Annotated in this window: 15 protein-coding genes and 2 pseudogenes; 11 read left to right on the forward strand and 6 right to left on the reverse strand. The window is 53.3% G+C overall.

Annotation, left to right across the window (positions count from 1 at the left end):
• The first annotated feature begins 153 nt into the window (after positions 1-153).
• The 5 genes and pseudogenes from M493_RS07590 (at position 154) to M493_RS07595 (ending at position 2,762) form a co-directional block, all read left to right on the forward strand.
• Complete coding sequence (locus tag M493_RS07590; RefSeq protein WP_020959725.1) at positions 154-1,110, forward strand: magnesium transporter CorA family protein; 957 nt, start codon at positions 154-156, stop codon at positions 1,108-1,110.
• Between the two features lie 91 nt (positions 1,111-1,201).
• A complete protein-coding gene (locus M493_RS17630) occupies positions 1,202-1,291 on the forward strand; it encodes a YjcZ family sporulation protein (RefSeq protein ID WP_020959726.1) in 90 nt (29 codons plus the stop codon).
• A 176-nt stretch (positions 1,292-1,467) separates the two neighbouring features.
• Positions 1,468-1,566 (forward strand): YjcZ family sporulation protein, encoded by a 99-nt coding sequence (locus M493_RS17635; RefSeq protein WP_011231081.1) that lies wholly within the window; start codon positions 1,468-1,470, stop codon positions 1,564-1,566.
• A gap of 33 nt (positions 1,567-1,599) precedes the next feature.
• A complete protein-coding gene (locus tag M493_RS17640; RefSeq protein WP_020959727.1) occupies positions 1,600-1,731 on the forward strand; it encodes a YjcZ family sporulation protein in 132 nt (43 codons plus the stop codon).
• Between the two features lie 141 nt (positions 1,732-1,872).
• Positions 1,873-2,762: pseudogene (locus M493_RS07595) on the forward strand (DUF1028 domain-containing protein).
• 441 nt (positions 2,763-3,203) lie between these two features.
• Here M493_RS07595 and M493_RS07600 read toward each other — a convergent pair.
• From M493_RS07600 to M493_RS07610, 3 genes are all read right to left on the reverse strand, one after another.
• Positions 3,204-4,466, reverse strand: a complete 1,263-nt coding sequence (locus M493_RS07600; RefSeq protein WP_020959728.1) for a two-component system sensor histidine kinase NtrB — start codon at positions 4,464-4,466, stop codon at positions 3,204-3,206.
• A 38-nt stretch (positions 4,467-4,504) separates the two neighbouring features.
• Positions 4,505-4,747, reverse strand: a complete 243-nt coding sequence (locus M493_RS07605; RefSeq protein ID WP_020959729.1) for a hypothetical protein — start codon at positions 4,745-4,747, stop codon at positions 4,505-4,507.
• A 330-nt stretch (positions 4,748-5,077) separates the two neighbouring features.
• A complete protein-coding gene (locus M493_RS07610) occupies positions 5,078-6,241 on the reverse strand; it encodes an MFS transporter (RefSeq protein ID WP_020959730.1) in 1,164 nt (387 codons plus the stop codon).
• A gap of 139 nt (positions 6,242-6,380) precedes the next feature.
• Between M493_RS07610 and ilvA the strand changes: the two genes are divergently transcribed.
• The gene (ilvA, locus tag M493_RS07615) at positions 6,381-7,589 is read left to right on the forward strand and encodes a threonine ammonia-lyase (protein WP_020959731.1); all 1,209 of its coding nucleotides are present in this window, start codon (positions 6,381-6,383) and stop codon (positions 7,587-7,589) included.
• A 147-nt stretch (positions 7,590-7,736) separates the two neighbouring features.
• Here ilvA and M493_RS07620 read toward each other — a convergent pair whose 3' ends face one another.
• Positions 7,737-7,988: a DUF6154 family protein gene (locus M493_RS07620; protein WP_020959732.1), complete on the reverse strand. Its 252-nt coding sequence runs from the start codon at positions 7,986-7,988 to the stop codon at positions 7,737-7,739.
• A 150-nt stretch (positions 7,989-8,138) separates the two neighbouring features.
• Here M493_RS07620 and M493_RS07625 point away from each other — a divergent pair, with 150 nt between their 5' ends.
• Positions 8,139-8,930, forward strand: a complete 792-nt coding sequence (locus tag M493_RS07625; protein WP_020959733.1) for a GNAT family N-acetyltransferase — start codon at positions 8,139-8,141, stop codon at positions 8,928-8,930.
• Between the two features lie 88 nt (positions 8,931-9,018).
• Here M493_RS07625 and M493_RS18965 read toward each other — a convergent pair whose 3' ends face one another.
• Both M493_RS18965 and M493_RS07630 read right to left on the reverse strand, forming a co-directional pair.
• Positions 9,019-9,153, reverse strand: coding sequence for a hypothetical protein (locus tag M493_RS18965; RefSeq protein ID WP_020959734.1), 135 nt, complete (start codon positions 9,151-9,153; stop codon positions 9,019-9,021).
• A gap of 6 nt (positions 9,154-9,159) precedes the next feature.
• On the reverse strand, positions 9,160-9,408 hold the full coding sequence (locus tag M493_RS07630) for a hypothetical protein (protein WP_020959735.1): 249 nt from the start codon (positions 9,406-9,408) through the stop codon (positions 9,160-9,162).
• A gap of 294 nt (positions 9,409-9,702) precedes the next feature.
• Between M493_RS07630 and M493_RS18215 the strand changes: the two are divergent.
• From M493_RS18215 to M493_RS07645, 4 genes and pseudogenes are all read left to right on the forward strand, one after another.
• Positions 9,703-9,825, forward strand: a pseudogene (locus M493_RS18215) (RNA-guided endonuclease TnpB family protein); the annotation flags it as partial.
• 19 nt (positions 9,826-9,844) lie between these two features.
• Positions 9,845-10,471 carry a TetR/AcrR family transcriptional regulator gene (locus tag M493_RS07635; RefSeq protein WP_020959737.1) on the forward strand — a complete coding sequence of 209 codons (627 nt, stop codon included), beginning with the start codon at positions 9,845-9,847 and terminating at the stop codon, positions 10,469-10,471.
• A 100-nt stretch (positions 10,472-10,571) separates the two neighbouring features.
• Positions 10,572-11,714, forward strand: a complete 1,143-nt coding sequence (locus M493_RS07640; protein WP_020959738.1) for an acyl-CoA dehydrogenase — start codon at positions 10,572-10,574, stop codon at positions 11,712-11,714.
• A 59-nt stretch (positions 11,715-11,773) separates the two neighbouring features.
• Positions 11,774-13,408: an AMP-binding protein gene (locus M493_RS07645; protein ID WP_020959739.1), complete on the forward strand. Its 1,635-nt coding sequence runs from the start codon at positions 11,774-11,776 to the stop codon at positions 13,406-13,408.
• Positions 13,409-13,447: the final 39 nt, after the last annotated feature.

A 13,447-nucleotide genomic window follows, 5' to 3' on the forward strand; every position in this document is an offset into this window, starting at 1 on the left:
GGAATCCGGGATGGTCAACAGCCCGATCGGCTTTTAAGATGTTGCCCCATATCGGGTGAACGCCGCCAAGCGGTTTTTAACGGCAGCCGGAGAGTAGGTTTTGGACAAACGGCAAACAATAGAACTAACACTGTATAGAAAGGACATCAGCCTATGGCGATCAACCATTATCCCCGTTTGTCGCTGGATGAAACGGACAAGCGCCATGCGCCGGCGGGCGGCCAATCGTGCTGGTTTCATTTTACTGCCGCTGTCAAGCCCGATTTGGAGCGGCTTCTCTCATCATTGTCGATTCACCCGCTTGCCCAAAAACGGCTCATCGACGGAACAGACATTCCGCTAGTTGATGAGTACGAAGGATACGTTTTTCTATCGTTATTTATCATCCGGCCGTCCGGTCGGACGGCAAACGTCCGCCTGCTCGCCGCCGAGCGGCATATCATCAGCTACATGGACGAGGATGACCCGTTCATCGGCCATGTGAAAGAGCAGCTGGCGGACCACCGCGATCAGGCACTTTATCCCGGCTATGTTCTATACCATTTTTTGGATTTGACCACCGCCCGCTTTTTGCAGGTGGTCGACCAAATGGCCGACCGCATTCAAATACTTGAGCGGCAAGTATTTGCGACCCCGTTCGCCAACGAAATCGGACGCGAGATTTACCGGATGAAAACGTACCTTCATGAGTTGCGGCAAGTGGCCGAAGCGCAGGAAGAAGCGATCAAAACGATCCGCCATGCCGAGCTCCCGTACATTAACGCGGAAACGAACCCGTACATCGATGAGGTGGCATCCCGGTTTGCCCGCGTTCCGGCGGCGCTTGATACGTTTAAAGAATCGTTGTCCGCCATTTTTGATTTGCAGCTGTCGCTCAAGTCTGATCATATGAACGTCATTATGAAGACGTTAACATTAGTGAGCGTTATTTTTTTGCCGATGACGTTTATTGCCGGCGTCTACGGTATGAATTTTGCGTTCATGCCGGAGTTGAAATGGAGATACGGTTATCCGCTTGCTTTGTTGCTTATGGCTACTGTCGCTGTGCTCATCGCCCTTTATTTCAAACGAAAAGGTTGGTGGGGGGAGACAGAGACGAAAGAAAAGTAGATGTTTTCCCACCAATATGGGCATTTGCCCGGCCGTTTGGGCGGGCGGGCGCATATGATGGCCCCGTGAATCAATAAGGGAGGTGCCCGCCATGAGCGGTTTGGTCAGCAGCGGTTATACGCTTGTTATTGTCTTGTTCATTTTATTGATTATTGTCGGTTGTGCTTGTGTCGGTTGGTAAGCGGCAGCCTGGAAAGACAGAAAATTGGAAACGGACAAAAGTAACGGCGATCCGGGTGACGGGCCGTCTTTCTTTTTGCCTTCCGCGCGGCAAATACCCATTTTTGCCGAAACACCTAACCAATTCCCCGTTTTGTGAATAGTCTACTAGTACAAAAACGAAGGAGGTGCTGGCAAATGGGTGCAGCTTACGGCGGCGGGTTTGCGTTGATCGTCGTTCTGTTCATCTTGTTAATTATTGTCGGATGTGCATGTATCGGTGGTTGGGTGTATTAATGCCCCCTACCTGCTAGCAAGGAGGTGACGAATATGCCGTATGGCTTCTATGGCTGGGGCGGCTATGGCTTCGGTTATCCGGGCTATGGCGGTTACGGCTTCGGCTTCGTGTTGATTGTCGTCCTGTTTATTTTGCTCATCATCGTCGGGGCAACTTGGTGCTAAGCGGATGATGGGCATGCGGGGGGAGGCGGCCGGACAACGGCTGTTTCCCCCCTCCATTTTTTTGAAGGAGGGAGGAAGATGGGAGGGAAGAGGAGAAATATAAGGAGAATAAAAAATGGAAACCGTGTGGAGGGCACGATAATGAAACACATTCCGAAAGATGTTGTCGCAACATTTTCGATCGTGGCGTTGGATCCGGCGACCGGAGAGCTTGGCATCGCTGTCCAGTCAAAATTTTTAGGTGTCGGGGCGGTCGTACCATGGGCAAAAGCGGGCGTCGGGGCGGTGGCGACACAGTCGTACGCCAACACGTCGTACGGTCCGCGCGGCCTTGAGTGGATGGCCGAAGGAAAAACAGCGCAAGAAACGCTCGAACGGCTCATTGCCGATGACAGGGAGCGCAGTTTGCGCCAAGTCGGCATCGTTGACGCCAAAGGCCGGGCGGCGACATTCACCGGGGAGAAATGTTATCCGTGGGCCGGCGGCATTACCGGCCCGAACTATGCGGCACAAGGCAATATTTTAGCCGGAGAGGAAACGGTGTTGGCGATGGGAAAAACATTTGAACAGGCAAAAGGCCCGCTCGCCGAACGGCTGTTAAAAGCGCTCCAAGCCGGCCAAGCGGCAGGGGGAGACCGCCGCGGCCAACAGTCCGCCGCGTTGTTGGTCGTGAAAGAAAGGGGAGGATATGGCGGCTACAACGATCGGTATATCGATTTGCGCGTCGATGACCATCCGCGGCCGATCGAGGAACTGATCCGGCTGTATCAATTGCGTCAGTTGTATTTTGCGAAGCCGCGGCCGGAGAAGGTGGCAGCACTGGAAGGGACAGTCAAGGAGGAGGTGATCGCCGAGCTGATCCGTCTCGGTTATTTGCCGGAGGAGAAAGCGGAGGACGGCGAAGCGCTCTACCAGGCGTTGACCGCGTATATACATACAGAAAACTTTGAGGAGCGCGAAGTCGAAAAAAGATTGATCTTGACGTGCTGTCGTACATGAAACAGCAGCCGTCGCCAAAGGCGGCCGACTAGTCGGCCGCCGGTTGTCAACCGGAACGTTTTAACATCTTTCCGAAAGAAGTCTCCCACTTCGAAGCGAAGGGAAAGTGGAAGATGAATGTCGGTTGGCGTTAGCCAACGAATAGGATCGAATATGGCGAGAACGGACACCTTCGGAACGAAGGGAAGCGTAAACGGTTCTTGTGTGTGGCTTACCGTTCGGCGAACACACACAAGTCGCTTGAAGCCCCACCTCTAAGCGAAGTGTAGGTGGTGGGTAGTTCACGGACCAATCGTTTTGGAGTCGTCATAAAGCGGGATGCCCTTCTGCCCGGGGCATCCTCTTTTTGTTTGTCGACGCTGTAAGAGGCGAATAGCCCCACCGGTTTCTTTCCCTAAAAAAGTAAAACATTGTTCTAAATCATCAATATTCCGAACCCGAGCCAAAGGGACAATCCCCCCTCGGGAAGCCGGTTATGATGACAGAAACGGCGGTTGGCTGCGAAGCGGAAATTCCATCAGAAAACAAGTGCCACACGCGTCGCTTTGCACTTTCATCGTTCCGCAGTGCAGTTCGACGATTTTTTTCGACAACGAAAGACCAAGCCCCGTCCCCGTTTCTTTTGTCGAGAAAAACGGGTCAAAAATATGATCGATGACCGAGAGCGGGATGCCGGGCCCGTCGTCACAGAAGCGAAGTTGGACGATATGGTTCGCTTTCCGGCTGCTCACTGTCACATTCATCGTCTTTGCGACTTTTGCCTCGACGGCGTTGCGGAATAAGTTTAAAAATACTTGCAGCAGTTGGCTGCGATCGCCATTCATGTCATAGCCGTCAAGCTGTTCATCGAGGTCAAAATGAACGTTCACATTATGAAGCAGCGCTTCGCTTTGCAGCAGAACACCGACGTCATCACGCAAAAAGCGGTGCAAGTTGAACGTCTCCATTTTCACATCCGCCGGTTTGGCGATATTTAAAAAGTCGGTAATGATGCCGTTCGCCCGATCGAGTTCCGGGATGAGAAGCCGCTCAACGAGCGATGTGACACGATCTGGCAAATCGTTTTTCAGCAGCTGCAAATAGCCGCGTACTGTCGTCAGCGGATTGCGGATTTCATGGGCGATGCCGGCGGCAATGCGGCCGGCGACGGCTAGCTTTTCCGTTTCTTTCATCATGCTGAGCGATTGGAACATACTAATGACCCGCTTGACCGATCCGTCATCATTATAAATAAAGCGGGTGTTGACAATGCCGTAAAAGCGGTCGAGCACCTCATGATTGTAAAGCGGTTCGCGCCTTTCGAGCGATTGAAGCGTTGCGATCAGTTCGTCGGGAAGCTTCAGCAGCTCGCGAATATGTTTGCCGATGATAGCGTCGCGATCGACTCCGGTATCGATGGCCGCTTGTAAATTGCAAAGCGTGATGATGCCTTGGCCGTCGACGAAGACGATATGGTGCGGAACAAGGTCAAGCAACGGTGTTAAAAACGATTCAACTTTTTCAAACGGTACATCGTGATACAAGTCAATGTCCCACTGCCATTCCGCTTCCTTTCCCGGGGAGACCGGGGCCGGGTGAAGGCGCGGCCGGGCATCGCCGCGCTCCTTTTCGATGGCGATTCCGGTTTCGTAATCGGTAAACACGAACGGGAACGGAAGCTTTTCGATAAGCCGCTCATAGGCGCGCAGCTTTCGCTCCAGCTCTTCGGTTTGCTGTTGTACCAATCGGTTGTTCATCCTTTCAAACTCCTTAGCTACACATATCATTTCCTATTTTACAAAAGTGAATCATCTTGGGCGATGACAAGCATCCCTATGTCCGGTACTGAGACGATGCTGTCATCGTCGCCTGCCGCTTCGATGCGGACAAAAATTTGCCTAAGCGTTTCAAGGGACGGAAAAACAGTTTTCGCCTGTTGTTCGTTGTCGCCCGACGGGATCGTTTGTTCCTTCAGGACGTTTCCGGCACGGAGAAAAGAAAAAGGAGCTTTGGCAATGACGGTGCGCCAACCGGGCACGGAAGCGAACCGCGTTGTTTCCCTTCAACATATCACGCGCCGGCGATCCGGCGGTCGCACCGGTGTCAGGCGGCAGTTAATGCGACGTCCCGCGCTGTATCATACCGTTTTTTCAATCACCATGATTCCATCCTTCACGATCCTAGTTCTTTTCTTCCATATTAGCAAATTCGTCCGTGTTTGCCTATTCTGAAATGAATGTAATTATATTTATAAAACTATGTGCGAAATGATCAAAAACAGCTGTCGTCATAATTATTCATAAACTACTCTATACTTTTATAAAACTATGTGCTAAATAATCATTAAAAAAACCGCCAATACGGCGGATTAAGGAAGCAAGCGATCTGCTTCGTGGCGAGCGGCAAAGAGTGCGTACAATCCCGCGCCGACAAGACAAAGAACGATGCCGAGCAAGTAAGGGAGCTCTGCCATGTAGCTGAACAAGCTGCCGCCGACAACCGGACCGATGATGCGGCCGAGCGAGTCAAATGATGACAATAGTCCGGCCGCGCTTCCTTGCCGGCCGGACGCCTGTTTCGTAATGAGCGAGGAAACACAAGGGCGGATGATACCGTTTCCGATACCAAAGACCGATAAAAAAAGAGCAGCCGTCCAAAAGTCTTGAATAAGCAAGATAGCCGCAAATCCAAGGGCCGAGACGGCAAGCCCGCCTTGGAGGACGCGTCCTTCGCCAAACCGTTTGATCAACCGGCCAAGGAGCGCCCCTTGGACAAAAGCGCTGGCGATTCCCATTATCATAAAAACATATCCGAGCTGAACTGGGCTGAGTCCGGCGCGGCGGTCGGCAAAGTAAGCAAACGTCGCCTCAAGCCCGGCGAGGGCGAGCGTCGCCGTCCATTGCAACAAATATAAATACAGAAGCGGACGTTTCATCTCCCTAAACGGCGGCCGGCCGGCCGGTCGGATGGCGGTTGGCGGGCGCATGGACTCCGGCAGGACGAGCCATACGAACAATGCTGTCACCGCCGACAGTGCTCCCGCGATGGCAAACGGCAGGTGCAGGCTCGTTTGTGAAAACATTCCCCCGATGGCGGGCCCGCAAATAAAGCCGAGCCCGGTGGCCGCCCCGATCGCTCCCATCGCTTTTCCCCGTTCGTCCGGAGGCGTGACGTCAGCTGCATACGCCATCACCGTCGGCATCGCTGCCGCTGACAGCGCCCCGCCAAGCAAACGGGCGGCAAACAGCGTCATGAGCGTCTCGGCTGTGGAAAAAAGGAAAAATGATAACGACAGCCCGATGATGCCGATGAGCAATATCGGCTTGCGGCCATAGCGGTCGGACAGCTGTCCCCATGCCGGGGAAAACAACAGTTGCATCAATGAGTAAACGGCCATTAACAATCCAAGCTCAAGCGGAGTGGCTCCGACTTCTTCAGCAAGAAACGGCAATACTGGAATAATGATGCCAAAACCTGACATAACCAAAAACATGACCATCCATAAAAGCAACAGCGGGCGGCGTCGTCCCATAGGTCGTCCCCTCCTTCACCCTATTATCGTACGTCATCGGTCAGGAGAAAAGCAACATTTGTCGGCGGTGAAATGTTTTGTATATAATAAAGCGGGGCGAAAAAGAACCGGTCGCCCGATCAGAAAGGGTGGTTTCGTGATGTTGACGTTAACAGACATTGAACAAGCGCGGGCGAAAATGAAAGGGATTGTCCATGAAACGCCGCTTGAGCATTCGCAAACGTTCAGCCGGTTGTCCGGCAATGACGTGTATATGAAACTCGAAAACTTGCAAAAAACGGGATCGTTTAAAGTAAGAGGATCGTTCAACAAAATTATGTCCTTGACCGACGAAGAACGGTCACGCGGTGTCATCGCCGCCTCCGCCGGCAACCATGCCCAAGGAGTCGCCTACGGAAGCGGCATGCTCCACATTCCATGTACGATCGTCATGCCGAAAGGTGCGCCGTTGAGCAAAATCGAAGCGACGAAAAGCTACGGAGCGGAAGTCGTTTTACATGGCGATGTGTTTGACGAGTCGCTCGAGTATGCGCTCGAGCTGCAGCGCGAGCGGGGGATGACGTTTGTGCATCCGTTTGACGATTTGGCCGTCATGGCCGGCCAAGGAACGATCGGTTTAGAGTTAGTGGAGCAGCTTCCCGATGTGGATGTCGTCCTTTGCCCGGTGGGCGGAGGCGGCTTGCTAGCGGGGTTGGCGTTTACATTAAAACAGCTGAAACCGTCTGTCGAGGTATACGGGGTCGAGTCTTCCGCCTGCCCTGGCATGACGGCAGCCCTCCGCCATAAGCAGCCGGTCCCCATCGCAGCGTCGGATACGATCGCCGATGGTATCGCAGTAAAAAAGCCGGGCAATATTACGTATCAATATATTGAGCAATATGTCGATGGCGTCGTCTGTGTCGAAGAGGCGGAAATTTCGCGGACGATGCTTTATTTGCTCGAACGAAACAAACTGCTCGTGGAAGGTTCGGCGGCCTGCCCGCTGGCGGCGCTTTTGTACCAAAAGCTGCCGTTTCGCGACAAAAAAGTCGCTGCCATTTTAAGCGGCGGCAACGTCGATGTGACGTTGATTTCTCGCATCATTGAACGGGGGCTTGTTGAGGCCGGCCGGTTTGTCACGTTTACGACCGTCATTTCCGACAAACCGGGCCAGTTGAACAAGTTGCTTCGCATTATCGCTGAACTAGAAGCCAACGTGATGTCGATCCATCATCAGCGCATCGGTGCGAAAGTATTGCCGGGCCAGGCGGAAATTCATTTTTCGCTCGAGACGAAAAATGAAGATCATATCCAACAAATTTATCAAGTGCTATTGAAAGAAGGATATGATGTGCAATTTTACCGCTGAATAAGGCCGCTCGAATATCGTGCATCCCGCTCATTCGAAGGGGCGGCGGCTTTGTCCGAAGCCGTCCCGAGCGGGCGCTGAGGCATTGCCTGTAAGGCGACTGTCCCGGTCAGATGGCGGCGTCTGCACCGATGGACAGCCGCTTTTTCAATGCACGCGCGGCGCATCTTGCGGCCGCGTTGCGCCGAGGCCTTCACGGGCCATTTTCGCTTTCAAACTTTCAAACAAGTACAACCCAAACATGCCGAGCAACTCTTCATCGGTCATCTCACCGATCAGTTTGAGCACATCGCGGCGGTCGAGTTCATCCAAAATCGACATGGCCACTACTTCGGCGTCTTCTTCATCCCCAGTCAGCCGATCTTTGTAATAGTCGTACAGATCGTCAATAAACTTCATCCTGCGTGGCCGCCCCGCTTCTGAAGGCGGCCTTCCTCCTTTCCTCACGGTCGGCCGGAGCCGGCCGTTCCCTGATCGTTCCCACTATTGGCAGTGGATATACATTATAGTATAATGGAAAAAATATCATTCGAAAAGCGGGGGAGTGCCATGATTCGCCGGTTAACGGCCGAAGACCACGAGCAATTATTTTTATTTTTACAGCAAGACCCGTCGTTCAACTTATTTATCATCGGCGATATTGAGTCGTTTGGCTATGACGCCGATTTTCAAGACGTTTGGGGGCAATTTGACGAGGCGGGCTCGCTGAAGGCGGTGCTGCTTCGTTATTACGATTCCTATATTCCGTACGCGCCCGGCGATTTTGATGCCGATGGCTTCGCCCGTCTCATCCGCGAGACAGCCGGCTCGTCATCGCCCATTCAGCTATCCGGCAAAGAGGAAATGGCCAGGCAGTTCGAAGAGCGGCTGCCCCTTGGGACGAAGCGAACGCTTTACTTTTGCGAATGCCGGACGGATGAATATGCCCGCCAAGAAATGGGGGCGTTTGCTGTCAAGAAAGCCGAGTTGGCCGATGTCGACCGGATTTTGGAGTTGCGGCGCCGCATTCCCGAGTTTGACACGAGGCCGGCGGCGCGCGACATGCTGGTGAAAGGGATGGAAACGAATTCAGCGAGAACGTACTACATTGAACAAGATGGCCGCATGGTGGCCGCGGCATCGACATCGGCGGAAAACTCGCTGTCGGCGATGATTGTCGGCGTCTGTACGGACCGGGAGCACCGTGGGAAAGGGTATGCGAGCGCCATCGTCGCCAAGCTCGTTTGTGACCTGCTCCGCGAAGGGAAGATGCCGTGCTTGTTTTACGACAACCCGTCCGCCGGCCGCATTTACCATCGCCTTGGGTTTCGCGATATCGGGATGTGGGTGATGTACGGCTAGAGACAACTTGAAAAGAAGCAGAACGGCGCCCACTTGTGCGCCTGACGGCGAAAAGGGCTTGCTTCCGCAATGGAAGCAAGCCGTTCCTTTATTGCCCGTCGGCGCCGTTTGGCGTGCCGCGGCGAATGTGTTGGTCGCCGTGCTCCCGCATCGCTTTCGCTTTGTCATTAACGAGCTGTTTTTGGTCAACGATGGAAGAAGGTGTTTGTTTTTTGTTTGCCATATGGAATCACCCCAATGGAGAAGATTTGGCGCGCTGAATGAACATATCCGCATCTTCAATCAGTCCGCAGGCGCCGCATTGGACGCGGTAGCTCGGGCCGCGGTACGGGAGATGGAACGGTTCGAGCGCTTCATTTGTGTACTCGTGCTCAATGTCACCGGTATGCGGATCAAGCTTGACCGCCCGCGGGTGTTGTTCGATGAGGTGAAACCGCGTCCGGTTCGTTTTGCAGTTCGGGCATAACATCGGTTCCAACAGAAGCCACCTCCGGTTTTATCTTTTGGAAAAACGGTCGTCATTATGTATGGGACATCTGTTTTGTTTCAGTTGGCACAGCCGGGAAACATCGCTCGCGCAACAGGCCGGGCGGCGGGCGATGCCAGACACGATTTTTCCGTCGACACAATGATTTTTTGTTGACAAGGGTTGTAACTGTCGAGTATCTTAATAAACGAGAAGAATATTTTGTTTTTTCGGAAATGTCTTACAGAAAAGGCCGTCTGAAAGCCCACGGTTTCAATCGTGGGATGAAAAAAAGGGGGTGAATCCATGCCCACGATCACGCTAAGGCTGGAGCTGCACAACCCAACGAAAGTCAAACAAGACATGTATGAACGGATGACAAAAGTGAATACCGCGTTTGCCAATTGGTTGTTGAATCATCCCGAGCTGAAATGTGAAGGAGACTGCTATGGCCGATAAACCGCTCAAAGACCGCATTATCGACACCGCCCTTCAGTTGTTTGAGAAATATGGGTACCACGGCGTGACGGTCGACCGCATCGTGGCGGAAAGCGCCACATCGAAAGGCGGTTTTTATCACAATTTTAAATCGAAAGACGAGTTGCTTTATCACATTCATGACGTCTTTATTACGTATGCGCTTACAAAGGCGCAGGAAGCGTATGAAAGCTGTTCAACGCCGACCGAGCGCTTGTATGCCATCGTTCAGTCGTTTGTGAGAGTGTTTCATGTGTATAAACCGCATATTACCGTCTTTTATCAGGAAAGCACGTACTTAAAACCGGAATACGCTGCTCCGATCAACCAAAAGCGCGAGGAGTTCAAGCAAATTATCTTTCGCGTCATCCGCGAAGGGATCGAGGCCGGCGAGTTTCGTCCGGAACTGTCGGTGGAGATCGTCGGCATGTCGATCATCGGCATGGTGAACTGGACGTACAAATGGTACAATCCGGACGGACCGCTGTCGATCGAACAGATTGCGGCGTATTTTGCCGACTTCATTTTGCATGCGGTGCTCCGCAACCCGGAACATCCGGCGACGGCGCGGTTTTTGTTGCGGCCGGTTGCCGAATAACCCACCTGCTGTTTACCGAACAACAAGCCAGTCTTGACAGTTTGAAACCGACTAGTCGGTTTAAATATAGTCATTATTTCAAATGGGGGAGAGGGAGATTATGGATTTTTCATTGACGAAAGAACAACAAATGATTAAAGAGATGGTTCGCGACTTTGCGGAGAAGGAAATTGCCCCATACGCGGCGAAATGGGATGAAGAGGCGCATTTTCCGCTTGATGTGTTCCGCAAAATGGGCGAATTGGGATTGTTGGGCCTGCCGTTTCCAGAAGTTTATGGCGGCGCCGGGGGCGATACGGTTTCGTACGCCATTGCTGTTGAAGAAATCGGCCGCGCCTGTGGCGGAACCGGGCTAAGCTATGCGGCCGCCGTTTCGCTCGGGGCGAGCCCGATTTACTACTTCGGAACGGAAGAACAAAAACAAAAATGGCTTGTGCCGATGGCAAAAGGGGAAACGCTTGGCGCCTTCGGGCTCACGGAGCCGAACGCCGGCTCAGATGCCGGCGGCACGCGCACGACCGCGGTGCTTGACGGTGACGAATACGTCATTAACGGCGAAAAATGTTGGATCACCAACGCCCAATACGCACGGCAAGTCATCGTCACCGCCGTTACAGGCCAAGATGCGCGCGGAAAAAACATCGTCACCGCTCTCATCGTACCAACCGACTCCCCAGGATTTACGATCCGTTCGAATTACGACAAAATGGGTGTCCGCGCCTCCAACACGTGCGAGCTTGTTTTTGAGAACGTCCGCGTGCCGAAAGAAAACGTATTAGGCGACCCGCAAAAAGGGTTTAAGCAGTTTTTGTACACGCTCGATGGCGGGCGCATCTCGATCGCCGCTTTAGCCGTCGGCATCGCGCAAGGGGCGTTTGAGAAAGCGCTGCAATACGCGAAAGAGCGCGTCCAGTTTGGTCAACCGATTTCCAAGTTCCAAGCGATCCAATTTAAGCTCGCGGATATGGCGATGGAAATCGAGCTTGCCCGCAATATGGTGTACAAGGCGGCTTGGTTGAAGGATCAAGGAAGACCGTTCACAAAAGAAGCGTCGTTTGCCAAGCTGTTTGCGTCAGAAATGGGGTTTCGCGTCTGCAACCAGGCCATTCAAATTCACGGCGGCTACGGCTATATGAAAGAATACGGCGTTGAACGCCGTCTGCGCGACATCAAGCTCATGGAAATCGGTGAGGGTACGTCGGAAATCCAACGTCTCGTCATCGCCCGCCAACTCGGATGCTAAAAGCAGAAATATGCGCATAGCCATAATAGTGAATTCGGACAAAGGGGAGGAGACGGTCGATGTTAACGGTGACTGTGGGGAAATTGTTAGAGGAGCGTGCCAGGCAATACCCGGATCACGAGGCGGTGGTGTATGCCGACCGCGATCTGCGCCTGACGTATCGGCAGTTTAATGACTATTGCCGCCTTGTTGCACGCGGATTGATGCGGCTTGGCATTGAAAAAGGGGAACATGTCGCCATTTGGGCGACGAACGTCCCCGAATGGATTGCCTGCCAGTTTGCGACCGGGAAAATGGGCGCGGTACTCGTGACGGTCAACACGAACTACCGAGCTGCGGAGCTCGAATATTTGCTTCGGCAGTCTGACTCGACAACATTGTTTTTGATCGAGCAATACCGTGATTCGTCGTACATTGACATTTTGTATGACATCGTCCCGGAACTGCGTACGGCCGAGCCGGGAAAGCTTCAGTCGAAGCGGCTGCCAAAGCTGAAAAACGTCGTGTTCCTCGGTGAGAAGCGCTACCCGGGCATGTTCACGTGGAACGACATCTTGGCGATGGGGCATGAGGTGACAGAGGAAGAACTCGATGAGCGGCTGGAAAGCCTTGATCCGCACGATGTGATCAACATGCAGTACACGTCCGGGACGACCGGCTTTCCGAAGGGAGTCATGTTGACGCATAACAACATCGTCAACAACGCCCACCAAGTCGCACAATGCATGAAGCTTGGCGAAGGCGACAAGCTTTGCATCCCGGTGCCGTTTTTCCATTGCTTCGGCTGCGTCATGAGCACGCTTGCATGCGTTACGGTCGGCGCGACGATGGTGCCCGTGCAGGAGTTTCATCCGAAGCGGGTGCTTGAGACGGTTGCCGCTGAGCGGTGCACAGCGCTTCACGGCGTGCCGACGATGTTTATCGCCGAATTGAACGACCCGGATTTTGACCAATACGATTTGTCGTCGCTGCGCACCGGTATTATGGCTGGCTCCCCTTGTCCGGTCGAAGTGATGAAAGCGGTCATCAACAAAATGGGCATGACCGATATTACGATCGCCTATGGACAGACGGAATCGTCCCCGGTCATCACCCAGACGCGTACTGATGACCCGCTTGAGCTGCGCGTCGAAACGGTCGGCCGCGCCTTGCCGGGCGTCGAAGTGAAAATCGTCGAGCCGGGCACGAACAAGGAAGTGCCGCGGGGCGTGCAGGGGGAGCTGTGCACGCGCGGCTACCATGTGATGAAAGGGTATTACAACAATCCGGAGGCGACCAACAAAGCGATCGATCAAGACGGCTGGCTGCATACCGGCGACTTGGCAACGATGGATGAAAATGGTTACTGCCGTATCACCGGCCGGCTGAAAGATATGATCATCCGCGGCGGAGAAAACATTTATCCGCGCGAAATCGAGGAGTTTTTATACAGACATCCGAAAATTTTGGACGTCCAAGTCGTCGGCGTGCCCGATGAGACGTACGGGGAAGAAGTGATGGCATGGGTCATCTTAAAGGACGGCGAAACGGCGACCGCCGAGGAAATTCGCGCATTTTGCCGCGGCAACATTTCCCGGCATAAAATCCCGCGCTACATCGAGTTTATCGATTCGTACCCGATGACCGCATCCGGGAAAATTCAAAAGTTTAAGCTGCGGGAAATGGCGAAACAACGCCTTGGCTTAACAATGTAAACCGCCGTGCCGGGCGGTTCATCCGCCCGGTGGTATTTT

This window comes from Geobacillus genomosp. 3 (assembly GCF_000445995.2).
Taxonomy (GTDB): domain Bacteria; phylum Bacillota; class Bacilli; order Bacillales; family Anoxybacillaceae; genus Geobacillus.

Excerpts from the sequence above, each read along its gene's own strand:
- M493_RS07625 (WP_020959733.1), top strand. The coding sequence starts at position 8,139 with ATGATTCGCCGGTTAACGGCCGAAGACCACGAGCAATTATTTTTATTT.
- ilvA (WP_020959731.1), top strand. The coding sequence starts at position 6,381 with ATGTTGACGTTAACAGACATTGAACAAGCGCGGGCGAAAATGAAAGGG.
- M493_RS07620 (WP_020959732.1), bottom strand. The coding sequence starts at position 7,988 with ATGAAGTTTATTGACGATCTGTACGACTATTACAAAGATCGGCTGACT.
- M493_RS07610 (WP_020959730.1), bottom strand. The coding sequence starts at position 6,241 with ATGGGACGACGCCGCCCGCTGTTGCTTTTATGGATGGTCATGTTTTTG.
- M493_RS07590 (WP_020959725.1), top strand. The coding sequence starts at position 154 with ATGGCGATCAACCATTATCCCCGTTTGTCGCTGGATGAAACGGACAAG.
- M493_RS07600 (WP_020959728.1), bottom strand. The coding sequence starts at position 4,466 with ATGAACAACCGATTGGTACAACAGCAAACCGAAGAGCTGGAGCGAAAG.
- M493_RS07645 (WP_020959739.1), top strand. The coding sequence starts at position 11,774 with ATGTTAACGGTGACTGTGGGGAAATTGTTAGAGGAGCGTGCCAGGCAA.
- M493_RS18965 (WP_020959734.1), bottom strand. The coding sequence starts at position 9,153 with ATGGCAAACAAAAAACAAACACCTTCTTCCATCGTTGACCAAAAACAG.
- M493_RS07635 (WP_020959737.1), top strand. The coding sequence starts at position 9,845 with ATGGCCGATAAACCGCTCAAAGACCGCATTATCGACACCGCCCTTCAG.
- M493_RS07640 (WP_020959738.1), top strand. The coding sequence starts at position 10,572 with ATGGATTTTTCATTGACGAAAGAACAACAAATGATTAAAGAGATGGTT.
- M493_RS17635 (WP_011231081.1), top strand. The coding sequence starts at position 1,468 with ATGGGTGCAGCTTACGGCGGCGGGTTTGCGTTGATCGTCGTTCTGTTC.
- M493_RS17630 (WP_020959726.1), top strand. The coding sequence starts at position 1,202 with ATGAGCGGTTTGGTCAGCAGCGGTTATACGCTTGTTATTGTCTTGTTC.
- M493_RS17640 (WP_020959727.1), top strand. The coding sequence starts at position 1,600 with ATGCCGTATGGCTTCTATGGCTGGGGCGGCTATGGCTTCGGTTATCCG.